The following is a 22,033-nucleotide window of genomic DNA, read 5'->3' as shown; positions in this document are numbered from 1 at the left end:
ATTATTTGCGTAATGTGATGATAATCCTCGCCGGGTGTGCCTCTGTCTTCGGTGTCTCTTGGATGGCTCCAGTACCGAGGGAATACAGCCACGCCTTGGCACCGGCCTGACCGCTGACTTCCGTACTGGTCCAATACCAGCAACCGCCAGCATCTTCTGAAATGGCATCGCCACCACATCGGCGCAGTACCGAATTGACAGCGGGAAGAGAGGCATTGAGCAGACGCATTTCTGCAACACTTGGGATATAGGCGCTCTGACCATAGCGCCAGACAGAGAAGACGGCATCTGCCAAAGGAGAACCTGCCTTGTTGTTGGAGTACAGTGAGTAGGTATTGGCATTGCCGTCCTTCTCATCCGTACTGGCAGATGTTCCCTGGGCTACGCCGAGGGTGTCCGAGAACTCGACAGGTGCCAGCTCCTGCAGACCGATGGCCAGTCCGTCACCATCCTTACCGTCGGCAGAGACGTAGAACACAACAGCGACAGGCTCTTTCTGCATCTTCTCACACTCTTCAACGGACATGGTTCGTCCATCGGAACATACCACATGACCGATATGGATAGCCGTGTCCAGATGCTCATGGTCATCACAAGAGGCAATGACCATCGGCATAGTCAGAAGCAACAGGCGTAATCCTGTCCTTATGCCCGTATTGATATATTTATGTATTGTCATATTCATTTGCATTTGTATTTACGAATAGCGGTATTTACTTACAATGGAACCTTGATACCAACGGTAACACCCGTGCGGAAAAGGTCCTCACCGCGAAGGACAACATCTTCCTTGACCTGCCAGAACAGGCTCCAGCCACGACGGAAATCATAGCTGTGCTCAAAGCCGATGTGTCCTGCTCCGATGACTTTCCTTGTGTCACTGCCAAGGCTGGCTCCAATACGCAGATTGCCATGATGGTTACGGCCTCTGAGGACACATGGCTTATAGGCTATACCGAGGTTATAGGTGAAATAGTTGTTCCAGAAGCTTTCCTTGGTGATATGGCCTGCCTCAGAATCGGTGTCATACTGGATATAGGCATTGGCAAAATACTCCCAAGAATGATGATACTTAGTCTCATGCTCATAAGAGAGCGTTGCATCGAAGCCCCGTTCATACAAGGCTCCGACACACAGGTTCAGATGATTGACATTACTGCTTCCCTGGGCAAAGAGACCATGCAGCGGCAACAGGCAGACTGCTAACGATAAGATAATCTTCTTCATATCCTTACCTCCTTATTCTTCCTGAAGCAACACGGCATCGAAAGCATCCGCACTCAGCACATCCTCATAGTCAACGGAGATACTGATGGTACGCCCGCTGATCTGCTTCTCTGACAGTTCGATAGTAACAACCTTATCATTGGGGAAGGTCATCTTCTTGATGACTATGACATTCCTGTAACCATGCAGGAAACTCTTCCCGTGATCGAGAACCAAGGCAAGGGGCAGCTCAATGCTTTGATTGTTGGTTGCTTTCTGGACCTTCTTATCCGTCAGCTTCACACGCAGCTCATCGATGTCGAAGCGGATATTGGTCTTGTTATCTACAGAGAAGTCCAGGAAGAAATACTCACCGATGGCATAGATGTTGTTCAGACGCATCTCCATGCGGTTGCTTCTGGCCTTGACATTATGTATCTTGGCAGGGCTGCTCCAGACACGACGGGCAAAATGGGTCATGTCTGCCGTCGAGAGTGAGACAGCGGGATTGTGATAAGGTGTCCGCTCCTGTGGGGCGATTTCCTTATCCGTCACGGCTTCCTCCATCTTCGTGGTATAGACCAGAGCATACTGCGTTCGGTAGCGTTCGGTAACGACGGTAGCAATGGCAAGCACCTCCCCGTCGGCATGTTCACCATCCTTTGGCTTGAAGCGGACGGTATTCTCGATGGGCTTGTCACCAGCCACCTTGTCTGTTGAAACATCTACAAAGAGGATTGGTTCTGATGCTGTCACAAGCGTTGTGACCTGCTCATTAACGGTAATCTGCTCCAGCTCCTGATAGGTCTGCTGGGCATGGACTGATGCGGCAAATAACAGTGATGCCGCTAAAAAAACGATGTTCTTTTTCATTTTGATTGTATTTCTTATTTTCTCTTGTCTGATTTGAGTTGCTGACCATTGATCAGGTACACACGAGTACCATATTTCAGCTTCACCTTATTCTTGCGGATGGCCTTGCTGATAGCTTGTGAGGTACGCTGGTAGGCCTGCTGTACGGTCTGCTGCGCCCACTGTGACACGCTGTTATTCGAACTGGAGCCGTCAATGGACATGCTCTGCTGCATGGCTGAGCTACCAATATCCTTGGCTGTCTCGCGGAAAGTGCTGGAAGGAACATAAAGGCCTTCCATACCATCGGTATCATAGATGGAGAGGTTGATGGTCTTAATCTCATCGCCGACAAAGACACTGGCAACCTTTCCCTTGACGCGCTGCTTTCCGAAGCCGGACATGGTGGCATACAGATAGGTTCCCTTCGGAACGAACAGACCGCCAATCTCCACATCATCCAACAGGCGCAGGCGGACACGGGAGCCGTCAACAGCCTTGATGTTCTCGTCAATGATGGCGGTGATGAGACTGGAGCCAGGGGCATTCTGGGAAACGGTATTGAAATACTCCGATTCGGTCTTCATAACCTTCACGACAGTCTCTGCCTTTTCCTCGCCATCGGCTACAGTACCAGCATCTTCCTTGCTACGGCCTTTCTTGCGGGGACTCTCTTCATCGTCATCATCGAATGAAGCAGATGCAGAACCCATAACACCACGCCCTTGGGCACGAGCCTGAGCTAACAGGTCTTCTGTCTCTTCACGGCCTTCACGACCACGTAGGCGACGGGCATTCCTGCGATCTTCATCACTGAGAGGAACAACAAAGTCATCCTTTCCCATACCACGAGCCGCATTCTCCTGCTTGCGTCTTTGTAGCTGCCGCAGATTATCCAGTTCCTCATCATGACGGACGATGGCAGCGGCCTCGCCGTGGTTATATCTTGACTGGTATTCTTCCTTACCCTTGACGGAATCCCTCTCGGCATTCTCCACAGCCGTATAGTCCTTGGCATCGCCAAAGGCATTGACCATATTCTCGCGCTTGCTGCCAAGCTCTTCATCAATCTTGGCTTCAGGCAGTTCGGAATTAAGATAGTTCGTGGCCATGAGGTTCTTGTCAACGGACTTCACCTCGGTCGTGAACATGCCGATAATGAAATAGCCTGTTCCAAGAATTAGGGGGTACAAAATAAGCGGAAGCACGTACTTCGACTGCTTGAAATTAATCTTCTTCATCATGTCTATCCTGTTTTTCCAGATAATACAAACGCTCCTTCATCTCATGAATCTTCTTCTTTTCAAGGGCAGAGTCTACACGCTGTACGGCAACGGCCTTCTTACCTTCTGCCGCACGGTAACTGATGACCAGACGGCTGAGATTGGTCAGGAAACAGAGAATGACAATGCCAAAGACAATGATCAGGAAAGCCGCGCGATGGTTGTTGGCGAACACCTGAAGCTTCCGGGCTGCCCAGCTGATGCCTGACACATCGGCGAACTTACGACCGTATGCCACTTCACGCTCATAACGCTCCTTATATTCCGGGGCGTTCTTGTCGGGCATCGGCTTGGACTTTAATAACTTTAATACGCTCATTTTTCTATAGTTTAAAAATCGACAATCATTTAGTAGTCACTCTTCTTGCGCTCTTCGAGATCCTTGTTAAGAAGGGTTCTCCAGTTGATGATCAAGAGTCCGTATGGGTTGTTCTCCGTCCTCGGCACACGTTTCAGCTGTCCGGCTGTTATTAGCTGTCGCCAGAGGATGGTGGAGCGTCGCTCGATACGCTGACGGCCATAATAGGTGAAGGTGAGTGAGTCACGGTTGAACTTGATACTGTCGCAGAAGATGCTGAACAGCATGTTCGTTCCCATGATGTGACTGTAGAAGCCTTTCTCCTTCAGGGCATTGTACTGGGCAAGTCCCGTCTCATCGACAAGATACATGGCCTTGTCAATGGTATAGCGGATATACTTGTCATCAGGGGCAAGGGTGAAAAACAGGTGATGGAACATGTCAATGTCTGCCTTGGCCTCTATATCCAGCGTCATTTCCTGCGGGGTCTGCTTGACGAGGATAGGCACATTGCTGTCCAACACGTAAATCTGCTTGTGGGCATCATTGACCATCTGCCTGGCCGTAAAGACGGCTCCAAGGCTGATAACGATACATCCTGCAAGGAAAATGGAGCAGACAATCGTCACAAGCTTAATCTTGTTCTCTACATTCTTTAATACCATATCTTTATTTTTTTATCTTGTTATTGATCCGATTACACCAGTGGCACTAGCCTTGGCCTGTGCTGCAACACCCTCACCGAAGTTTCGTGTGGAGAAGGCTGTGTCACCCTCTGGAATCATCCATGCGGCAAGGTCTGGAACGAGGTTCAGACATTTCAGGGCAACGATACTGGCCACGAGCATATAACCCGCTGAGAAGAAAGCATCACCCATATACTCCGTAACGGACGTGCCTACATCCGTAGCGGCTTTCAAGTCCTCGAACTGTACGCTGAGCACAATGTCAAAGAGCAGCAGGACATAGAAGCCGACGAAATAGAGCATGGCTCCGTAGAAATGGACTGTCAGGTATCGTGTAGTCCACTTCGCCCAGGAGCTTTCCCACTTGGGAAGGAGGGAGAACGCCCATTGTATCGGGCCGAAGATAGTCAGCATACCCAACAGGATCTGCTGGACGTACATCGTCGCCCACCAGCCGATACGGTAGATAATCAGGGCGAGGAACATCAGGAGTTTGTCGAGGAACACGATGGTTCCAGCCGTCACAACCTTGGCATACTGTGCCGTAATCTCCTTTTCCTGCTGTCTCATATCATCGGCAGTTCCCATGTCAAGGGCAGAGTCATCGGTATTCTTCAGCTTATCGAGCAGGAAGGTGTATTCCTCTCTCTTGGCTGTCACACTGTCATTGAGCTGCTTGATATATGGCACTACCTCATCATACTTCTGCTGTACCTGTGCTGCCTCGGTCTCGTAGAGAGCATTCGTGTAGCTACCGATACAGTTGGGAATATATGAGAGCAGACTCAAAAAGCTGCCGTCCACGTTCTGGGGACCGATGCCGGTTGTCGTTGGCGGGTACCAGAACATCATAATGAAAGACACACCCAGCACCTTCAGGATCTTCAGGACATCAAGAGGCTCATGCCTGACCTGCATCTTATAGGTTATTCCTGCAGCCATGATGATTGAGAACAGGGCTGCTAGGCACATACTCATCTGGAGAATCCACCAAAAAGGCCCGTTTGAGCCAATAAAATCCGAATTCAGCAGGAACTGGTTTGTCTGGAAAATAACATCGTCTATCTCATCTTCTAAGAGGCCGACACCCATGAACTCAAAGGCTTGGTCAACCATCGGCTCCACATCTCCAATATCTGGCATATCTTGTTTCTTTTATTGATTAGACAATGTTACTTTCTCTGCATGGCCTGAACAGCGGCATCCTTCCATCGGGTCAGGCTGTTCAGTCCGCTGTTGCGCACCACATTCTCCTTGCGTTGCAGCGTATGGGAACTCCAGTAGTGATGGTGGCTGGACTTCAATAAGGAAAGCAGCTTGACCAACTTCACATCCTTGGCACGGACATCCTTATAGGCCTGCATATACTGTTGCTCCCTTTCTGAGTTTGGCATATAGCCGTCCTGAATACACTGGATGCCGAAAACAACCATGTCATAGGTCTCTTTCCAGTCTTCATAGGTCTTGTAGTTGCCACCATTGAGGGTGATGCTCTCAACATGCTCCCTGAAGGTGGAAAGGGCACTGTTGACCTTACCTTTCTCTACCAGCCATGCAGCGTCCACCTCTCGGTCAAGGAGGTTTTCCGCTTCAACCCTCATTCGCTTGGTCAGATTGGAGTCAATCTTCTCTGCATAGGGTTCCTGCAGTTTCATCGCGGCCACAGTCAGTGTGCGGAAGGACAGTTTGTTCTGCTCTGGTGCCCAGTTGCGGTAGCTCTTGTGAAACGCATCATAATAGAGATCCGGCGTGAAACTACCTGCGCCTGTTTCCTGAATAGTCACCTGATTCTGAACACTCTCATCATGGTTGTAGGTGACACTCTGCGCCTTGATTCCTGCCGATACAGCGAATAGCAAGGCCATCATCAATGTTTGTCTTTTCATATTCATATATTACCGTATTGATATATTTCCGTATTGCTTTATCTCCTTCTTCTCAGGGCATCTTTGGAGGATGCCTTCCATCGCTCCAAGGCTTCCGTACTGACCTCGCGGACACTTCTCTTGTTATAGACCTCTGCCTTGTAATAGGCCAGACGAAGCTGAATGTATCTCCATGTGATCATATAGGCCGTGTTCAGGGTCTTACGGATGTCATCAAAGGACTCGTCAATCTGCTGGACGATACTCAGAAGCGTGGCAGTATTACAGGGAACCTTTCCTGTGCCGTAGGCGACAATGGCGGTCATCGAGGTATAGATATTCTTGCCATCCTCATAGATCCGCTCGACGGCCTTTGTCCCTGTGCTGATAATCATCGTGTCGCCAGGCATGATATTCCCCCGAAGCAACATTTTCTCGTTATATTCGTTGAGCAGCGTCTTGTAGTCGTTGATACGTTTTTTCACATCGGAATAGGTATCAACGGCATTGATGACCGTCGTAGCACTGCTGGCCATCAGATCAAGGACATCGAAGAGCCGTGTGAACTCATCGAGATCAACATTGACCTCATAGTGATTCTCCACGGACTTCTTACTATACTGGTGAAGCACCTCATTGGCATGCTCGATACCGTCCCTGACCATCAGCACCGAACGGATGCGCTTGTGGTCACGGATAAGTGCCTCGACAGTCTCAAAGTCAAAGTTATACTGAGCCATCAGGTTCTGCGGCATGGCAACCGCCAGGACAAGAATGGTAAGCCACTTTCCTAAAATGTTTGTCTTTCTCCTTTTCATTTGCTATAATCCTCCATAATGTCTATCAGAATCATAAACAGAAGCGAACCGAGAAGCATCAGCAGGGCACTATAGCAGACATAGAAGAAACACCAGACAAGACGCTGGTTGTCTTCGTCAAACCAACGGCCAGTCCACTTTCTAATGGCTGCTGAAACGGCATTACTAATCTTCCGCATATTCTCCTTCCTCTCTTCTGTTTCTGGGCAGCATAGCCTGTCCGGCACTTTCCTTCCATCTGTTCAGGGCTTCAATGCCGATTGAACGGCGCTTGCTGTGGTCGATGCCGTTGAGAATGGTATTCATGACCATACTCTTCAGGCTTCTGCTAGTCATGATATATCTCTCCAGCATGGCGAGCTTGGCATAGATGCTGACAAGACGCGATTCGATGTCACGGGCAATGGCCAGACGGTCACTGGCCCAAAGCAAATGGGGCATCCCATCCTCTTCCTCGGCATCTATCTGTTTGCCTTTCCTGTAGTCTGCTTCAACAGTACAAGACGGATAATCCTGTGCCAGCTCTGACAGTCGCTGATTGACAATCTGCGCACGTTCCTCATCGGTAATATCCATATCCAGCTCCATCATATCCACAACATCCGAATAGCTGTATTCGGTAGTCAGCTCCCAGTCAATCTGGAGGATGGCACGGTGATAGCGGATGCCAAGGAAATAGCTGGGCTTACGTGCGAGACTGAGCTTGGCACGGAAGGTAACGATACTCTCCATACCGCTCATCTTTCCCTTCCTGATATATTCATAGCCGCTCCAGTAGCCTTCACCATCCCAAGTGATATGGTAGGCTGCCTGGACATCATGCATGATGGCGGGAATGCGGGTCTTCTCATCTTCCACGTCGGCATAGTCATTCAGGGCTTCGTCGCGTATCTCTTCGATCTGCTTATATTCATCCTTTGCAGTCTTCAGCTGCTTTTCAAGGGTATCAATCTGACTCTCCAACTCACGGAACTTGGCCATCAAATCTGCATCATAGCCGAGGTCACGGAGTTGGGTGGATATATTGTTCTTTTCCGTTTCCAGAACGGATATCTGACTTTCGAGGTCATCAATAACCTTCTGCTTGTCTCTAAGCTTTTCATCCAGTTCCCCAACAGGATCATCGTCATCCGAGAGACTGGTTTCCATCGCGAAGCGCTTACTGGCCTCACTCAGGGACTTTCCCTGATTGCCGTTTTCCTTCCAAGAGGTGCTTCCTTCGCCAAGTTTCTGGCCATCGGTACAATGAACGGTATAGATGACCGATGACACGCCTTTGATGTGGGCAGCATCGGTAGCCTGGTAGTATTTCTTGCTATCCATACCCAGATAATAGCGGATGCCTGAACCGTCATCCTCATGCAGCTTGTTATAGTAGTCCAGTTTGGCATTCATCGTAGAAAGAAAGGCATTCAGATCCATACTATAGCTGTCATAGACATCCTCATAGACCTCTTCCTTATGGTTCCAGCTCTTCGTCACCATGATAGAGTAAGCGTATGACTTCTGCCTCTGATTGCCATTCCTGCTGATGATATAGGCATGCTGGTAATAGCTGATGTTATACTGATTTCCGTCATTTGACTGGTTCATCTGGTTCACACGGCTGCGTGACCAACCGGCATAGTTCTCTGAGTTGGAAAGGGCCAGTTCACGCTGTGAGGCATTCGGATAGAAGTTTGGATCGGTGGTGTCAAAGCGCGTCCACTCTGAGCCGTGAATCACACTGTTGTCGTCCGTCGGCGGTTCATAGCGGCACAGGGTCTCGCTTCCTGAGTCCTGACTGTAGATATAGTATCTCTGCGTATAATAGCTGTTGTTGGCGTTTGCCTCGTAGTCTGAGATAAACTGGTCAATATCGTATTCGCCGACATTAAACAGATGAATCAAGGCAATAGAGTCGTTAGTTCCGAGCAGCCCCAGAATATCACCTTCTGCCGTAGCCCTTGATATGTTATCCATAAACTGGCCAGCCGTCGTATAAAGTGAATAGATGGTCTGGGGAGCACCATTGAAGAGACGACCGACACGGCTGTTCTGGAAGAACCGCTCATTAACGCCACCGGCACTGGCCAAGGCAGCACCCATAGCCGCAATATCCTCCATATCCATCTTCAAGTCATCCACAGTGATACTGTCTGCCATCGTGGAAAGGTTGTCAAAGGTGGTCTCCCAGTCCATACCGCCGAGCTTGGACATATCGAATATTTCCTTTACATCCTGATTGACGGTGAGGAACGGAATACTGCCGAATGAGAGCTTGTTATTGGTGACAACACTCTCGAACTGCATACAGAGGCTCTTGGTGTCCTCGCAGGTCTTGATCAGGAAGGGAACCCAGTAAGGCGCACTGTCAGGGTACTTTATCATCAGCTTGGCCACATCCCAGGTCTTCGGGATGATATTCTGGCTGACAAGACGGTAGATACGCTTGTAATAAGCATTCTCCTGTGCATCGCTGAACTTGCCAGCGTCACGAAGATGCTTATAATCCATATACTTGGTCAGGAAGATGCCTGCCGTAGCAATCTCTGCATTCTTGTAATGCTTCAGCATCTCCCTGACACTCTCGTCACCCATCAGCTCAACAGCAGCTTCCGCATTATAGGCAGCCATCATGGCAGCGGCTGTCTTGTAGTCGATGTTGATGCTGTAATAAACAGCCATCACACGATGGGAGAGGAGGACGCAAGCTAACAGGATATATAAACGAATCTTCATGACTGACAAATATTAAGCTGCAAATTTCTTCGGGGGAAGGTTCAGAACTCTTCCCTCCGCCTTTACCTTCTGGGCAAACTCGATAGGTTTCTGGATGCCACTGCGCTCCCAATCCTGACAATAGGCACGGATGGCCTCTCCGAAGTCACAATGAAGCTGGTCATGATAGAGCATCAGGCCTTCCTTCTCGATCTTCTCCGTCGTATAGGCCATATAGCACTCGCGAGGCTCTTCCACGCCGATGACAAAGCTGACATTACCACGCTTGATGAAGACCTCCTTGAACTGTCCGCGACCTTCCTTGTTCTCCAGACGGTTGATGGTGAAGATCTTTTTCTTGTCGGTCTCTGTCAGGGCCAAGGTATCGGCAATAGGCGCGAACTTCTCCTTGAACTTGCTCTGGTCGAGCAGGACAAACACGCCTGAGTTGCTGATGATGGCATCCTTGACAATCTTATTGCCCGTGATGTCCTGAATATCCTGAGTGACCACACCGACGGAAGCCCAGTGCTTACGGGCAGTCTTGTAGAGGTACTGGATATATTCGGCCATCGACGGGGTGGCAATGGCTTTCCATGCCTCTTCAATCACCAGCGTCTTACGGCATTTCTTGATACGCATCTTCTGGGTGAAAACGTCCATGATGATAAGCAGCACGATAGGAGCCAGTACGGGATTATCCTTAATCTGGTCTAACTCGAAGACGATGAAGCGCTCATCGAAGAGGGAGGTTTCCATATCGCTATTGAGGGTTTCCTCATACTCGCCGCCCTTGTAGAAGGTGGAGAGCACGGCTGCATAGTCATGGATGTCGAACTTGGAGGCATCCAGATTCATCTCCTCCAGAAGCTGGGGGATGCGCTGAAGGGAGAACTCATAGAAGGTGTTGAAACTAAGGTTTTCAACACGCAGTTCCTTCCGGCGTTCCTCCATCTCGTCGATGCGATGGTCAAGCTCCATCAGATAACGATCCTTCATGGTCTCTGGCATGAGACGCTGAATCTGGCGGTTGGCAGCAATGACCTCACCCTCGGCAGCGGCAGGGTCGTTGGCCAGGTTGCGCAGCTTCTCAATTTTCTCCATCGTGCGGTCTCTCATTGAATCGTCCTCGGCATCAGTCTTGGTGTCGGTCTCGGCAGCCTTGGCCTCCTGCTCCTGGCGGAACTTCTCGTTTTGTTCCTTGACGAACTTCTCATAGGCTCCGCTGGTCTTGTCGGCCAGACGCAGACGTTCGCGCAGCTCCTCGCGCTCTTCCTTGCTATAGCCATCGAAGGGATGGAAGTATTCCTCGTAGTATTCGAAGACGACCTTGTTCAAGACCGTTTCCTGTACCTTGGTGTATTCCTCCTGACCTTTGTAAATGAGGAAAATCAGGCTCTTGATGAAGTTCTTCTTCTCATCGAAGTTCTTGTCATATTCCTCTTTCGTGACCTTGAAGGGATTCATGGAGATAGGATGTTCCTTGGTATAGGAGATATAGATGCCTCCTGCAACCTGACAGAGCACCTGATAACTGTTACCGACATCAACAATGACTACATCCGTCAGCTGCTCGAAGAACTGGCGCATGACAGTATTCATGAAGAAGCTCTTACCGCTTCCACTGGGGCCAAGGACGAAGTAGTTACAGTTGTCGGTCATCTTCTCAGCACCTTCCTTGCCCGTGAAGTCCATACATATGGGAACACCCTGACGGTCTGTGTACCAGAACTTCAGGGGAGTCATCTCACTTTTCTGCTGACACTCCTTATACATCATGCAGAGGGCTGCATCGCTGAGCGTCAGGAAACGGTCATAATCGGGACTGAGCTGGCTACAGTTGCCGGGGAAACTGGAAACGAACAGTTCAAGCTGGTTGTAAGCACGCTTGGAAATCTGGATATTCATCTTACTGAAGAAGTTCTCCAGATAGTTCGTGACCCTGGCCATGCTGGAATCCCTTGAAACGGTAACGACAAGGTTGAAGTGGGCATAGACCAACTGCTTGTTCTCGCGGGCAATGATGTTCTGCACATTCTTGATATCCTCAACGGCAAGCTGGTTGCTGGGAGAGGGAATAGAGCTGTGACGGTTCTTTTTCTTGTCGAGCATTCCCAGTTCCCGCTTCTGGTTAGGCATGAAGATAACCTGGTTATAGACGGCTGACTCAATGCCGGGGATATTGTCGATACCTGCCAACAGGTCAACAGGCATCTCACTGTTATTGACCGTCATCAGCGAATAAGGACGAATGACTGTGGGCAGGTTGATGTTGTCAACGTCCACCAGACTGAACACACGGCATTGCCTGTCACCCATCCAGATGTCTTCGCCATCAACCTTGAAGTTACTCATCGAGTAATCAGGATCGCGGAAGTTCATGGCGAAATAGCGGTCAACATAGTCACGGCATTTCTCCACATTGAGGAACTGAGCCTTCATACCGGCATCATGGAACTGGTCATGAACCTTGCTTAGTTTGTCAAGGAACTCATTCCATTTCTTGCTGTCATAGGTGAAGAGACGGCTTTTCTTGTTTTCCTGCGTGATGCAGAGGACTGTCTTGACATCCGTGTATTTCCTGCCATTGAAATAGCGGAAATAAGCCTGTGACAAGAAGGATGCACTGCCTTTCATAAAGCCTTTCGCATCGAAACTCTTGCGGATGAAGATATCCTGTTTCTGGATGATATAGCCCTCGCCGAGTGACTGGCAGATCTTCGTGAAGAGCTGGGAGTACTCATAATAACTGTCTGTATCGGCAGAGTATTTCTGCACGGGATTGCGTATCTCCATCAGTGCGGAGTAGTCGCCAGTCTTGGTGTAGATGATGCCGACACCATCAACATTCTCGACGGAGAAGTAGATATCCTCGAAGACCTTAGAGCGTTTGCCTCCCGTGCCGAAAACCTTGACAGACACGGCCATTCCGCAAAGGACGGAGAGGAAAACCAAAACGACATAAACGGTCATAGCGTATTCTTATATTGAAATATTACTGTATTACCTTATTGATATATTTCCGTATTGCTACGAATATTCCTATATTTCCGAATCCCGCTTATAGACGAGGATTCCGTGATACACCTTCTTCGTGTGAAGCCCCTTCATCTGCTTGAAGATAATCATCGAGATACCAATGGCACAGATGACCGTCAGCACAATAAGGCCGATGACGAAGCCCATGAGCGAATAGATGATGATGAACGACAAGATGGCCGCTCCTGCTGTGCTGGCTGCCCAGTAGATGTAGCGACCTCGGAGCCCCATGAATTCAAGGGGCCTTTGCAGCCCCTTGAATACTGGGTATTCCGGATAATCGTTGTTTGCGAATTGATTCATTAGAAGCCTGTGATTACACCATCTTCAATACCGAAGAACAGAGGCAGAGCCTGAGCTGCTGCAATCAGGAACACACAAGCACCGATGATCATCATAATCGACTTCTTGACATCCTGCTCCTCGTTGTTCATCTTCACGTAAACAGAGATGGCACCGACGATGGCCACGACACCAGCAATGGCATAGCAGAGCTTGGTGGCGATGGGGACGTACTGGGCAATCTGCTCAGATGCCTGGCTGATGGCGTTCTTACCAGCCTCGTAGCCTGCGCCACTGTCTGCCAATGCCTTGCACGTACTGGCGAACAAGCCAAGAGCGACACCTACACAGCAACGTACAGGACGGCTGTCCATCACCTTGTTAAATCCTGATTTAACACCTCTTTTTACACAATTCACGAAATTTTTAATAACCATTTGTTTTTTGTAATTTAATGAAGTTTATAAAAAACCGATAGATTAAAAAACGAAAAAACTTATAGATTAAAAAACGAATATAGGGACTCCCGAAGGAGTGGTTCTTACCAACTGAACATCACATTGTCTGACCGTACTATGCCGAAGAATCCAGGCAGGACGTAGGTGGCTATCAGCAGGAACACGCAGGCCCCAAAGAGTTTCAAAATGCTCTTGGATACGTCACCTTCCTGATTGTTCATCTTGACATAGATCTGAAAGGCATCAACGAGGGCAGTAAGAGCACCTATGCAAAAGACCACAAGGGTTACGTAATGCATCATTACCAATAGGAACTCCGTCATGTTATATAGTCCCTCGGCTCCCATGTTATAGTCCACTGCACCACCGTCAACAAGGGACTGTGCCGATACTGGTGCCGTCACACATATTATATATAATAAGGTGATGATGATTCTTACTCCTCTTGATGCCATAGCCGTACAATAGTTAATAGGTCATCTGTTTTGCATCAATCTGCTGTCCGGCAGGTGTAACACCACCGCTGGCCAGGATGCCAAGCATCTCATCCGTGAAGAACTCTGCTTCTGACTCCACAGGAACGGGATGCATCTCATTCTCCAGCTTCTGAATCACTTTATCGGCAGTATTGCCTGATGTGGCCGGTGCTGCTGGCTTGTCAGCAGAAGTAGAACCAGTTGAAGTCGGCTGCTGATCGGGCTGCTTCTGGCTAGTTTTCGTTTTGGATTCTCCGGCATTATCGGCATTAGCTCCCTCACCAGACTTGGGAATGGCATAACGGCCATCCTCAGTCTCGACAACTTCTGTAGGAGGCTCGTCAGGAACCTTTGATGCCATGCCAGGAATGTCAATGTCTTCCATTTCACTTTTCTGACCTTCGTTGCGGGTCATGTCCATGAAAATCACCACCGCATAATATATCGCGTAGGCGAAAGTCAGTACAACTGCAAAAATTGCGAATGCGCTCATTTTTCTGTTATCCTTTAAATAATTAATCTTTTCGGCTGCAAAGGAACTACAATTTTAGAAATCAAGCAGGAATTATTAGAAAAAATTGAAATTTTAACATTTTGGAGGGTGAATACAGACATTTTGGAGATTGATGTTAGAAATACGTTCCTGATTTAGCATAAAATTATTTTGAATACAATGAATATTAAGAGGTGATTGCATAATATAAGTTAAAAGGTTTAAACTTATCCAAATTATTACTATATATTCAATGAAAATCATTACTTTTGCACCCGCAATACAGTTCTGTACGGAATTTCCGTGAAGACAAGTAAAAAAGTTTATATGGTAAGGATAACAAAGTATTCCGGGTTTACAAATCAGAAGGGATGGAAGCCACAGTTCTTGGCTCATGTGAGATGGCTTCCATACATGAGGTATGCATAGTTCTGACATACCTTTGAGGGTAGTTCGTATTACATATTTGGTATTATTTGATTGTTCCTGTACCCATAGGTATACGGAAATGTAGGTTAATACCTGCAGAAATCAATTCTGATTACAAAAATAACACAAAATATATAAGATGGTAAATAGTAAAGAACTGACAATAGGGGCATGGGTAAGAAGCAGTAAGGACATAGCGCAAGTGACGGCCCTTTACAAAGAAGAGGATGGCATACACGTTGAAGGGAATTTGTTTTGTGCTGATGACCCGTCGCCAGAGGATGTGGTGACGCTGATTCCTGACGGGCTGGATCCTGTGCCTCTGACTGCAGAATTGCTGGAGAAGAACGGATGGGTAAAAACCTTAACCAATCCCATCACGTACATTCATCCTTTGCTTGGCGACAGCAATAAGGTCGTTTTTGACGGAGAACCTCATTTCCGTGAAGTCGAGGTGCTATATGTGCACCATCTGCAGAACCTTTTGGCAATTGCTAACAAGCAAAATGTCGATATTGACTTACAGACACTCTGCAAGTAGAACAAACAAACTTCTCAATTTCTGATGATGGCAATAGGTGTGATACATAAGATGTATCAGCCTTATGCCTCATAAGAAAGTGTTTTGTGGACTCAATCTCTTCACATACTCGAAAAAACACGCCTATACTCTGCGGAATCTATCAAATTTTGGCACTTTCCGCAGAGTATAGGCTATTTTTTTATGCATCAAACAATGATTCAGCAGTGATTACTGACTGGAATTCGTCAGAATAGCTGTTGCGCTTTACTCCTGCAGCTGATACCAGAACAAGATGGATGGCTTTGTCCGTTCCAGATTCTTCTATGAATCGAGAACGACGGTTTTGTATCTTGGCATCCTCAGTAGCATCCATCTCATACGGCTCTTTTGTAAACTTCATCTCGCAGATGTCAATCACATTGTCGCTACGGTCTATCAACAAGTCTATCTGCGCTCCCTTCTGACCTGCGGCACTATTGCATGAACGCCAAGAGCAGACGGTGCTGATGGTTCCATATATGCCAAGGGCTTTCTTGATCTGAGAGACATGGAGCAGGCAGATGCGCTCAAAGGCCAAACCGCACCAGTTGTAATAGATGGGGGTGCCCGCCTGGGATGACCAGAAGTGTTCATCGTCCTGTCTGTTCTGCTTGATGAACCTATAATAAAATAATGTATATGAGTCGATAAGCTGGAACATCGCGCCTTTCAATCTCTGACCAAAGGCTTTGTATCTGCGGATAAAGCCACAGGCTTCGAGGTCTTCAAGTATCTCGGACAACTTTCCGTTATCCGACAGACGGCCTTCGGTGATAAGTTCCTCGCGCGTCATTCCTATGCGCTTGGTTCCAAGGGTATTGACGACTTTGATGTATGGCGCAGGATTCTTGAATAGTGAGGCATAAAGCTCGTTAAACTCGTTGACAAGTTCGCCGTCTGGGTTGAAAAAAAGGTTGTCGATGTTCTGGGCAAGGCTTAAGCCTCGTTCAAGTTTCGACCAATAGAATGGAATGCCTCCCATCACCATATAGCACTCCATCAATTGGCGGCGATTCATGCCCAGTTTCCTGTGAATGGCGTATTTCTCGCATTCATTCATGGTGAAGGGTTGCAAGTGAATCTTCGTGTTTACCCGATTGTGTAGCCCGCCATGATCTTTGATTACTTTGTTGATAATCCAAGAGGTTGCCGAACCACAGATGATGAGGATAATGTCTTTTCTGGCCGAGGCCCACCCGTTCCAGAAATTCTCCAATGCAGGAATGAACCCTGAGCGTTGGGTATCCATCCAAGGCATTTCATCAATGAAAATGATTTTCTTGGGTTCTTCGGATTGCCGGATAATGTCTTTCAACATATCAAAAGCTTCAAGCCAGGTCTTTGGCATTGCGGGTTTCTTCATGCCGTACTCACGAAGTGACAATTTCCAGGCAGCCAGTTGCTTTTTCATCGGCGATTTTGCCAATCCCGTATGATAGAAAGTAAAATTGTTGGCGAATGTTTCTCTGACAAGATATGTCTTGCCAACACGTCTGCGACCATACACAGCCACAAACATCGAATCTTCCTCACGCATTGCGCTGAGAAGCTGCTCTTGTTCCTTTTTTCTACCTATCAGCATGTTCAGATACGTTTTGTGACTGCAAAGATACAAAAAATATGCTTATACTCTGCGGAAAGTGGCAAAAATTTAAAGATTCCGCAGAGTATAGACCATAATTTAACTTTTATTATAACTGCTTTGGATAGCCAAGAATGTCTATTTATATGCGTCCTTTTTGTAACTGGAGATAGTCTGTAAGTGATTTGCAGCCGGGGTAGAGGGTCGAGTAATCTACTGTCTTTCCCTCATGAAGCGAATCGATGGTCTTGGTTAGCGTGCCTCCGAAATCCGTATTGGGAAAGAAACAATATATTGTGTCGTATTCACCAATTCTTGCAAACAGGTACTGCCAGTTCTCAATCTCGTTTAGAACGATATAGTCAGACTTCTTGGGTACTCTGGTCATCGCTACCGCTGGATAGTGCTTCCTCAGCGTAAGATAGGCCAGCAAATCCTTGAAGTCCATGAACATCAGGCATGAACGTTTCGGCTGAGACATGGTGTTTACTATAACAATAAGACCTGAAACGCCAATGGTCTTAGGCGTGACAAACTCATCATCGTTGAAAAACTCCAGACCATTGTGCAGATTCCTGATGCCAATGCCGTGAAAGCAGCGGTTCATACACTCGAAATCAACGCTTGAACAGTATTTTGACACCTCTTTCTCGTCAAGATTGTAATCTTTCAGCAAAGCACGATCACTTTTGCTGAATCTATCATTCTTACGTACCTTGACAGCATGTTTTAGTCCAAGCCGCCTTCTTAACTCGCCGTTTTCAGTACTCATCGCATTCTATGGTAGCTTTGACATTGTTTTGTAATGGCCTCTTCCGTTAAGTCTTTCAATTCATCGACAGTATGCCCAAGGCGGAAGAAATCCGAGATGTCCTTCTCCTGTTTGCTGCCGCAGAGAGGCAACTCGATATTAAGGACACTCGGACAGTCATGTTCTTTCAGCTCATTCATACGGTTTGCCGACTCCTTGCGCCCAGTATCGTCCATGTCGTAGAGAATGGCGATGTGGCTGAACCGCTCGCGAAGAGACGGCAAAAGATTCTCAGGAACCTTCGCCGTCTCGCTATTTAAACAAATCGTATGAAAACCATGTGAAGAGAGACTGAGAACATCCTTCTCGCCGCCAGTGATGTAAAGCACATCGCCCGTTGGAGGCAGCTGGTTCAGTCCGAAGACGTAGGGATGGGGGAGGTGACCGGCATAGACAAAGCGCATCTGCTGTCCTGGCCTGTATATCTTCACACCCTTTCCCTCGTTAAAGAAGTAGCCAAAGAACGGATGACCATCATCGCAAATACTATATGGGGTTCCGTCCGACCGACGGGAATGGAATGCTTTCACACTAACGACCGAGAATTTAGCTAACGTTGCGCTGTCGATGCCATACTGCCCCCAGTACTGTAAATCAAGTTGTGACAGTGACGCATTTGTCACAATCTCAAAAGGCAGTTCCTTACTGGGAACGTTCTGATGGTCATTGGCAAGCACAACCACAGGCTTACTGTTATTTGACGCAAGGATCGGTTTTCTATCGTCGAAAATGTTCAGGCATAGCTTCCTGTCAATCAAACGAAGTATTTCATCAAAATCATTCTTGGCATCCAGATTCTCCCATCTGGCGACAAACCAGAAACAGTCACCTCGAAGAGTACTGTCGCCGAAATCTACGAGGAAATACCTGCCGCATTTCTTGCCATAATACAAGTTGCAGCTGGCTCTGGTATCATCGTAGAACGGATTCTTAAACTTCACTCCAGGAGCAACGGTTTTACCGAGATATTCCTGGAAGACTTTTAATCCTCCGTTGGTCTTGTCTAAGATGAGATCAATCTGGTCCATGATAATTCGGAGCTATCGTATCAACTGAAATGTCTGCAAACTGAATATCACCTGCTTAATCTCAGCAAGAGAGTACATGACAGGCGAATTTTGGGCATCCCCTGTCTTGACGGGGGTAAGTAGCTTTTGGTCTGCCCACTTGTGAAGCATGACCGGCTGGATTCCGAGTTTCGAGAGATAGCGTTTGGCATCAGCCTGCTTCATCATATCTGACTCTGGATCTCTAACTTTCATATAGTTTTCCACGCCAATTTCAGCAGCAGTGGTGATGATACGTTTCAAATCTGAGAGTGAAATTTCCATATTTTCTATAAATTTTTGATGTACTTATCCATCGCCTCCTGACAGACGGGATTCTGTTTGCCACAATAAAACTTCTTATTTCTCAAAGCAGTAAAGACGGTATTTGGCGCAACTTCATACTTTTCTGCAATTTGGCAGACAACTTTCCATGCAGAAACCTGCTTTGCCTTTATTTCAGGAGCAAACGTGATATAATCACGGCAGAAATCTTCTATCCTTTTTTGCCTCATTTGCTGAAATTTTGTACCTAAGTTCAACATTTTTTCGTCTTTTTGTTTTGAAATTTAAAAATTTTGTTTATCTTTGCAGCAGAATTTGCGTTATCCTGTTCGGAGAATTTTGAAATCGGCCGCAAAGGTACGTTAAAACTTCTAATTCTTCAAAGTAAAACGCTAAATATTCTATGTTTATAAAGACAGATTAACAGAAATTTAAATATTTTCACTGAAATATGAGAATTATCGACAGATTCGACGAGTACATGACGTTCAAGCATCTGAACGACAATCGTGCAACTAAAGACCTTGGATTTTCAATAGGGATGATTGGAAAATCAAGAAGTGAAGGACGTGACCTTTCCAAAAAGGCCGTCCAGAGAATCCTTGCCATCTACAACGACATCGATGAAACGTGGTTCAAAACAGGTGATGGTGAGATGATCTGCGAGCCTCGCAATACAAGGCAGGGATTGTTTGGCAAGGAAAGTGTTCAAACAGAAGACGAGGACGCACCATCATCTTTTTCCGCTAGTCCATCGTCACTTGATAAACTCATCGACCAGATGTTTACTAACGGTAAGACCATGGCCGAGCTTGCAAAACAAATTGGATTCGCTCATCAGTTGATAGCTAATGAGCAACAACATTTGTCCAATGCACAGCAACATTTGACCAAAGCACAGGAAGAAACCGACAGGATTCTTTCCTTACTGGAGCTGGAGAAAGGTAGCAAAAATGAGCTTGAAAAAGCATTGAGAAAGCATCTTGATGACCTTACTTCGAAGTAGTAATGAAATTTAACAATTTAAGTTAAAGAAACAAAAGTGCCAAATTGCAAATTTCAATCCCGAAATAACGATAGCCGCAAAATAGCCGCAAACGCTGTTTTGAGACTATCGTGTTTTTGCACTGTACAAAGGGAGTCCGAGAGAATCGGCATCAGTGCTTGTGGTTCTGAATGTCGACGGTTCGAGTCCGTCCGGGCACCCTCACAAAACCTTGTAGGTCAACAACTTACAAGGTTTTCCTTTTTATCCTTAAATTAAGATGTTAACTTAATTTTAACTTAAATTCCAACGATTATGTGTTAAAACAGGAAATATTGGCGCAAAATTGGCGCAAAATCAAATTAAGAATCTTTAGATGGAAACCAGTTGCAAGCATCTGATTCTTAAGTAATTACATCATTACAAAATACCAAGAAATCGACTTGTATATTTTATCTAAAACATTTTGCGCCAATTTTATTTCCAAAAATGGTAATCATATCCAAAAGTGGAACTACTAAAATAAGACTTACGCATTATCAAAAAGATATATAAACTGCTGATTTTCAAGACTTATCAATAACCAAGCGTGACAATCAGACGTGTATTCTGAATGCTTAGACATACTAATTTACAAACGGTTCAGATCTTTAGTTACCATATCAAATACAATTTTTATACGGCAAAGATAGCATTTTTCAAGCAAAATTCAATGAATAAATTGAAAAATAACGTTCTTTTCCTCAAAAAAAAAATTACTAAGTCAATTTTGCCACTCTTTTTTTGTATTTTTGCAAAGTAAGTTGAATAATAGTCATCAAAGTGATAAATTCTCATTCTGAAATGAAACGAAAAAGAGCATTATTAATACTTCTATCTCTCTGTTTTGTAACTAGATTATTTGCTATATCGCCCTTATGTGATTCTTTACTGATACCGATTGATTCAACAGTTAAAGTCGGAGTCCTGCCTAAGCAATTGTTTTCCTTAACAGCGCCTTCTGGAAGCGAAACAAGGCGATAACGAGAGTATTAACAAAATTATTTACAAATGTCTAACTAACTTATTATTAAAAATTATGGCTATTAAAGTAATTGCACAACGACGTGAAGTGAAATTGGGTAAGAATCCTGGCAAGAAGTTCGTGATGCGTCCCGACCTCTACATCCCCATCCAGGAGAAGAAGGTGTTCGCGGAGGCCAGCACCCACAGCGGAATCTCTGCAGGTGTGATCAAGGCGGCTTGGGATGCTGCAGGTGAAGTAATCCGTACGTGGGCGACCGAAGGTCACTCCATCCCTCTGCCCGGACTGGGAACCATGCGCTTCGGCGTCCGCTCGAAGGCCGTTGCCGACCTCGAGGACGTAAAGACCAGCCTCATCAGCGTGCGCCGCATCATCTTCACGCCTAACGTGGAGCTGAAGGACGAGCTGAAGAACACTTCCATCCAGATTACCTGCCTGGACGAGGACGGCAACGTGCTGAAGCGCGTGACCTCCGACGACAGCGGCGACGTGGAGGATCCGGAGAACGGGAACGATAACGGGAACGGGAACGATAACGATAACGGGAACGGGAACCAGGGTGGTGGTGACAGCGGTAGCATCGTAGACGGCGTGGACGAAGGGTAAGTGAAGAATTGAAAAATTGAAGAATTGAAGAATTGAAGAATTAATATTTAATCTATGAAGAAAGAGACTTGGAAGACGATTTTGCAGTTCATTGTCAGTATTCTGACGGCTGCGCTGACGGCATTTGGGACAGTATCGTGTATAGGCTATAACCCCGCATTATAGCCGCCCCTTACCAAGGGGCTCTAAACGTGCATGGGTCACGGACCACTGGCACTGCTCTAAGCGGACGGTGGTGACAAAAAAG

At 46.8% G+C, this 22,033-nt stretch carries 25 protein-coding genes; 4 read left to right on the top strand and 21 right to left on the bottom strand.

Annotation, left to right across the window (positions count from 1 at the left end; translation table 11 throughout):
* Nucleotide 1: 1 nt before the first annotated feature.
* From BLU47_RS05320 to BLU47_RS05245, 16 genes are all read right to left on the bottom strand, one after another.
* On the bottom strand, nt 2-679 hold the full coding sequence (locus BLU47_RS05320) for an Lcl C-terminal domain-containing protein (RefSeq protein WP_369796966.1): 678 nt from the start codon (nt 677-679) through the stop codon (nt 2-4).
* Nucleotides 680-717: 38 nt separating this feature from the next.
* Complete coding sequence (locus BLU47_RS05315) at nt 718-1,227, bottom strand: hypothetical protein (protein ID WP_176780462.1); 510 nt, start codon at nt 1,225-1,227, stop codon at nt 718-720.
* Nucleotides 1,228-1,239: 12 nt separating this feature from the next.
* Nucleotides 1,240-2,079 carry a conjugative transposon protein TraN gene (traN, locus tag BLU47_RS05310; protein WP_091959439.1) on the bottom strand — a complete coding sequence of 280 codons (840 nt, stop codon included), beginning with the start codon at nt 2,077-2,079 and terminating at the stop codon, nt 1,240-1,242.
* A gap of 14 nt (nt 2,080-2,093) precedes the next feature.
* On the bottom strand, nt 2,094-3,302 hold the full coding sequence (gene traM, locus BLU47_RS05305; protein ID WP_369796965.1) for a conjugative transposon protein TraM: 1,209 nt from the start codon (nt 3,300-3,302) through the stop codon (nt 2,094-2,096).
* On the bottom strand, nt 3,286-3,660 hold the full coding sequence (locus BLU47_RS05300; RefSeq protein WP_091959435.1) for a hypothetical protein: 375 nt from the start codon (nt 3,658-3,660) through the stop codon (nt 3,286-3,288). Before BLU47_RS05300 ends, traM begins: the two co-directional genes overlap by 17 nt.
* A 29-nt stretch (nt 3,661-3,689) precedes the next feature.
* A complete protein-coding gene (gene traK, locus BLU47_RS05295) occupies nt 3,690-4,304 on the bottom strand; it encodes a conjugative transposon protein TraK (protein ID WP_091959432.1) in 615 nt (204 codons plus the stop codon).
* 12 nt (nt 4,305-4,316) lie between these two features.
* Nucleotides 4,317-5,441 carry a hypothetical protein gene (locus BLU47_RS05290; RefSeq protein WP_091959429.1) on the bottom strand — a complete coding sequence of 375 codons (1,125 nt, stop codon included), beginning with the start codon at nt 5,439-5,441 and terminating at the stop codon, nt 4,317-4,319.
* A gap of 56 nt (nt 5,442-5,497) precedes the next feature.
* Nucleotides 5,498-6,211: a DUF5045 domain-containing protein gene (locus BLU47_RS05285; RefSeq protein ID WP_176780461.1), complete on the bottom strand. Its 714-nt coding sequence runs from the start codon at nt 6,209-6,211 to the stop codon at nt 5,498-5,500.
* Between the two features lie 38 nt (nt 6,212-6,249).
* The gene (locus tag BLU47_RS05280; RefSeq protein WP_091959424.1) at nt 6,250-7,008 is read right to left on the bottom strand and encodes a hypothetical protein; all 759 of its coding nucleotides are present in this window, start codon (nt 7,006-7,008) and stop codon (nt 6,250-6,252) included.
* Nucleotides 7,005-7,187 (bottom strand): hypothetical protein, encoded by a 183-nt coding sequence (locus BLU47_RS05275; RefSeq protein WP_091959421.1) that lies wholly within the window; start codon nt 7,185-7,187, stop codon nt 7,005-7,007. Before BLU47_RS05275 ends, BLU47_RS05280 begins: the two co-directional genes overlap by 4 nt.
* Complete coding sequence (locus tag BLU47_RS05270) at nt 7,174-9,729, bottom strand: coiled-coil domain-containing protein (protein WP_091959418.1); 2,556 nt, start codon at nt 9,727-9,729, stop codon at nt 7,174-7,176. Before BLU47_RS05270 ends, BLU47_RS05275 begins: the two co-directional genes overlap by 14 nt.
* 12 nt (nt 9,730-9,741) lie before the next feature.
* Nucleotides 9,742-12,681: a TraG/VirB4 family ATPase gene (locus BLU47_RS05265; protein ID WP_255402096.1), complete on the bottom strand. Its 2,940-nt coding sequence runs from the start codon at nt 12,679-12,681 to the stop codon at nt 9,742-9,744.
* 69 nt (nt 12,682-12,750) lie between these two features.
* Nucleotides 12,751-13,050, bottom strand: coding sequence for a DUF4133 domain-containing protein (locus BLU47_RS05260; protein ID WP_091959412.1), 300 nt, complete (start codon nt 13,048-13,050; stop codon nt 12,751-12,753).
* Nucleotides 13,050-13,403, bottom strand: a complete 354-nt coding sequence (locus BLU47_RS05255) for a DUF4134 domain-containing protein (protein WP_091959644.1) — start codon at nt 13,401-13,403, stop codon at nt 13,050-13,052. The genes BLU47_RS05260 and BLU47_RS05255 overlap by 1 nt, the downstream gene beginning before the upstream one ends.
* 167 nt (nt 13,404-13,570) lie before the next feature.
* Complete coding sequence (locus tag BLU47_RS05250; RefSeq protein ID WP_091959410.1) at nt 13,571-13,942, bottom strand: DUF4134 family protein; 372 nt, start codon at nt 13,940-13,942, stop codon at nt 13,571-13,573.
* A 13-nt stretch (nt 13,943-13,955) separates the two neighbouring features.
* Nucleotides 13,956-14,456 (bottom strand): hypothetical protein, encoded by a 501-nt coding sequence (locus BLU47_RS05245; protein ID WP_143025471.1) that lies wholly within the window; start codon nt 14,454-14,456, stop codon nt 13,956-13,958.
* Nucleotides 14,457-15,024: 568 nt separating this feature from the next.
* Here BLU47_RS05245 and BLU47_RS05240 point away from each other — a divergent pair.
* Entirely contained in the window at nt 15,025-15,426 is a 402-nt protein-coding gene (locus BLU47_RS05240) for a hypothetical protein (RefSeq protein WP_091959404.1), read from the top strand.
* A gap of 181 nt (nt 15,427-15,607) precedes the next feature.
* Here BLU47_RS05240 and BLU47_RS05235 read toward each other — a convergent pair whose 3' ends face one another.
* From BLU47_RS05235 to BLU47_RS05215, 5 genes are all read right to left on the bottom strand, one after another.
* Complete coding sequence (locus BLU47_RS05235; RefSeq protein WP_091959401.1) at nt 15,608-17,029, bottom strand: AAA family ATPase; 1,422 nt, start codon at nt 17,027-17,029, stop codon at nt 15,608-15,610.
* A 142-nt stretch (nt 17,030-17,171) separates the two neighbouring features.
* Nucleotides 17,172-17,801, bottom strand: coding sequence for a hypothetical protein (locus BLU47_RS05230; protein WP_091959398.1), 630 nt, complete (start codon nt 17,799-17,801; stop codon nt 17,172-17,174).
* Entirely contained in the window at nt 17,798-18,868 is a 1,071-nt protein-coding gene (locus tag BLU47_RS05225; RefSeq protein ID WP_091959396.1) for a toprim domain-containing protein, read from the bottom strand. Before BLU47_RS05225 ends, BLU47_RS05230 begins: the two co-directional genes overlap by 4 nt.
* 12 nt (nt 18,869-18,880) lie before the next feature.
* Complete coding sequence (locus BLU47_RS05220) at nt 18,881-19,171, bottom strand: hypothetical protein (protein ID WP_091959393.1); 291 nt, start codon at nt 19,169-19,171, stop codon at nt 18,881-18,883.
* A 5-nt stretch (nt 19,172-19,176) separates the two neighbouring features.
* Nucleotides 19,177-19,431 carry a hypothetical protein gene (locus tag BLU47_RS05215; RefSeq protein WP_091959390.1) on the bottom strand — a complete coding sequence of 85 codons (255 nt, stop codon included), beginning with the start codon at nt 19,429-19,431 and terminating at the stop codon, nt 19,177-19,179.
* Nucleotides 19,432-19,622: 191 nt separating this feature from the next.
* On the opposite strand from BLU47_RS05215, the gene BLU47_RS05210 reads away from it, so the two are divergent.
* The 3 genes from BLU47_RS05210 (at nt 19,623) to BLU47_RS14720 (ending at nt 21,951) form a co-directional block, all read left to right on the top strand.
* Nucleotides 19,623-20,177: a hypothetical protein gene (locus BLU47_RS05210; RefSeq protein ID WP_091959387.1), complete on the top strand. Its 555-nt coding sequence runs from the start codon at nt 19,623-19,625 to the stop codon at nt 20,175-20,177.
* A 1,057-nt stretch (nt 20,178-21,234) separates the two neighbouring features.
* Entirely contained in the window at nt 21,235-21,786 is a 552-nt protein-coding gene (locus BLU47_RS05200; protein ID WP_091959381.1) for an HU family DNA-binding protein, read from the top strand.
* Nucleotides 21,787-21,840: 54 nt separating this feature from the next.
* The gene (locus BLU47_RS14720; protein WP_176780460.1) at nt 21,841-21,951 is read left to right on the top strand and encodes a smalltalk protein; all 111 of its coding nucleotides are present in this window, start codon (nt 21,841-21,843) and stop codon (nt 21,949-21,951) included.
* Nucleotides 21,952-22,033: the final 82 nt, after the last annotated feature.

This window comes from Prevotella sp. tc2-28 (assembly GCF_900107705.1).
GTDB lineage: Bacteria > Bacteroidota > Bacteroidia > Bacteroidales > Bacteroidaceae > Prevotella.
Note: the sequence above shows the minus strand (reverse complement) of the source record. Positions and strands in the feature narration are given on the sequence as shown.

What these genes read in the sequence shown, in the direction of transcription:
- BLU47_RS05250 (WP_091959410.1), bottom strand. Translation starts at nt 13,942, where the DNA reads ATGGCATCAAGAGGAGTAAGAATCATCATCACCTTATTATATATAATA.
- BLU47_RS05285 (WP_176780461.1), bottom strand. Translation starts at nt 6,211, where the DNA reads ATGAAAAGACAAACATTGATGATGGCCTTGCTATTCGCTGTATCGGCA.
- BLU47_RS05245 (WP_143025471.1), bottom strand. Translation starts at nt 14,456, where the DNA reads ATGAGCGCATTCGCAATTTTTGCAGTTGTACTGACTTTCGCCTACGCG.
- BLU47_RS05275 (WP_091959421.1), bottom strand. Translation starts at nt 7,187, where the DNA reads ATGCGGAAGATTAGTAATGCCGTTTCAGCAGCCATTAGAAAGTGGACT.
- BLU47_RS05210 (WP_091959387.1), top strand. Translation starts at nt 19,623, where the DNA reads ATGAGAATTATCGACAGATTCGACGAGTACATGACGTTCAAGCATCTG.
- BLU47_RS05215 (WP_091959390.1), bottom strand. Translation starts at nt 19,431, where the DNA reads ATGTTGAACTTAGGTACAAAATTTCAGCAAATGAGGCAAAAAAGGATA.
- BLU47_RS05260 (WP_091959412.1), bottom strand. Translation starts at nt 13,050, where the DNA reads ATGAATCAATTCGCAAACAACGATTATCCGGAATACCCAGTATTCAAG.
- BLU47_RS05230 (WP_091959398.1), bottom strand. Translation starts at nt 17,801, where the DNA reads ATGAGTACTGAAAACGGCGAGTTAAGAAGGCGGCTTGGACTAAAACAT.
- traK (WP_091959432.1), bottom strand. Translation starts at nt 4,304, where the DNA reads ATGGTATTAAAGAATGTAGAGAACAAGATTAAGCTTGTGACGATTGTC.
- BLU47_RS05255 (WP_091959644.1), bottom strand. Translation starts at nt 13,403, where the DNA reads ATGGACAGCCGTCCTGTACGTTGCTGTGTAGGTGTCGCTCTTGGCTTG.
- BLU47_RS05220 (WP_091959393.1), bottom strand. Translation starts at nt 19,171, where the DNA reads ATGGAAATTTCACTCTCAGATTTGAAACGTATCATCACCACTGCTGCT.
- BLU47_RS14720 (WP_176780460.1), top strand. Translation starts at nt 21,841, where the DNA reads ATGAAGAAAGAGACTTGGAAGACGATTTTGCAGTTCATTGTCAGTATT.
- BLU47_RS05200 (WP_091959381.1), top strand. Translation starts at nt 21,235, where the DNA reads ATGGCTATTAAAGTAATTGCACAACGACGTGAAGTGAAATTGGGTAAG.
- traN (WP_091959439.1), bottom strand. Translation starts at nt 2,079, where the DNA reads ATGAAAAAGAACATCGTTTTTTTAGCGGCATCACTGTTATTTGCCGCA.
- BLU47_RS05225 (WP_091959396.1), bottom strand. Translation starts at nt 18,868, where the DNA reads ATGGACCAGATTGATCTCATCTTAGACAAGACCAACGGAGGATTAAAA.
- BLU47_RS05300 (WP_091959435.1), bottom strand. Translation starts at nt 3,660, where the DNA reads ATGAGCGTATTAAAGTTATTAAAGTCCAAGCCGATGCCCGACAAGAAC.
- BLU47_RS05265 (WP_255402096.1), bottom strand. Translation starts at nt 12,681, where the DNA reads ATGACCGTTTATGTCGTTTTGGTTTTCCTCTCCGTCCTTTGCGGAATG.
- traM (WP_369796965.1), bottom strand. Translation starts at nt 3,302, where the DNA reads ATGATGAAGAAGATTAATTTCAAGCAGTCGAAGTACGTGCTTCCGCTT.
- BLU47_RS05280 (WP_091959424.1), bottom strand. Translation starts at nt 7,008, where the DNA reads ATGAAAAGGAGAAAGACAAACATTTTAGGAAAGTGGCTTACCATTCTT.
- BLU47_RS05290 (WP_091959429.1), bottom strand. Translation starts at nt 5,441, where the DNA reads ATGGTTGACCAAGCCTTTGAGTTCATGGGTGTCGGCCTCTTAGAAGAT.
- BLU47_RS05270 (WP_091959418.1), bottom strand. Translation starts at nt 9,729, where the DNA reads ATGAAGATTCGTTTATATATCCTGTTAGCTTGCGTCCTCCTCTCCCAT.
- BLU47_RS05235 (WP_091959401.1), bottom strand. Translation starts at nt 17,029, where the DNA reads ATGCTGATAGGTAGAAAAAAGGAACAAGAGCAGCTTCTCAGCGCAATG.
- BLU47_RS05320 (WP_369796966.1), bottom strand. Translation starts at nt 679, where the DNA reads ATGACAATACATAAATATATCAATACGGGCATAAGGACAGGATTACGC.
- BLU47_RS05240 (WP_091959404.1), top strand. Translation starts at nt 15,025, where the DNA reads ATGGTAAATAGTAAAGAACTGACAATAGGGGCATGGGTAAGAAGCAGT.
- BLU47_RS05315 (WP_176780462.1), bottom strand. Translation starts at nt 1,227, where the DNA reads ATGAAGAAGATTATCTTATCGTTAGCAGTCTGCCTGTTGCCGCTGCAT.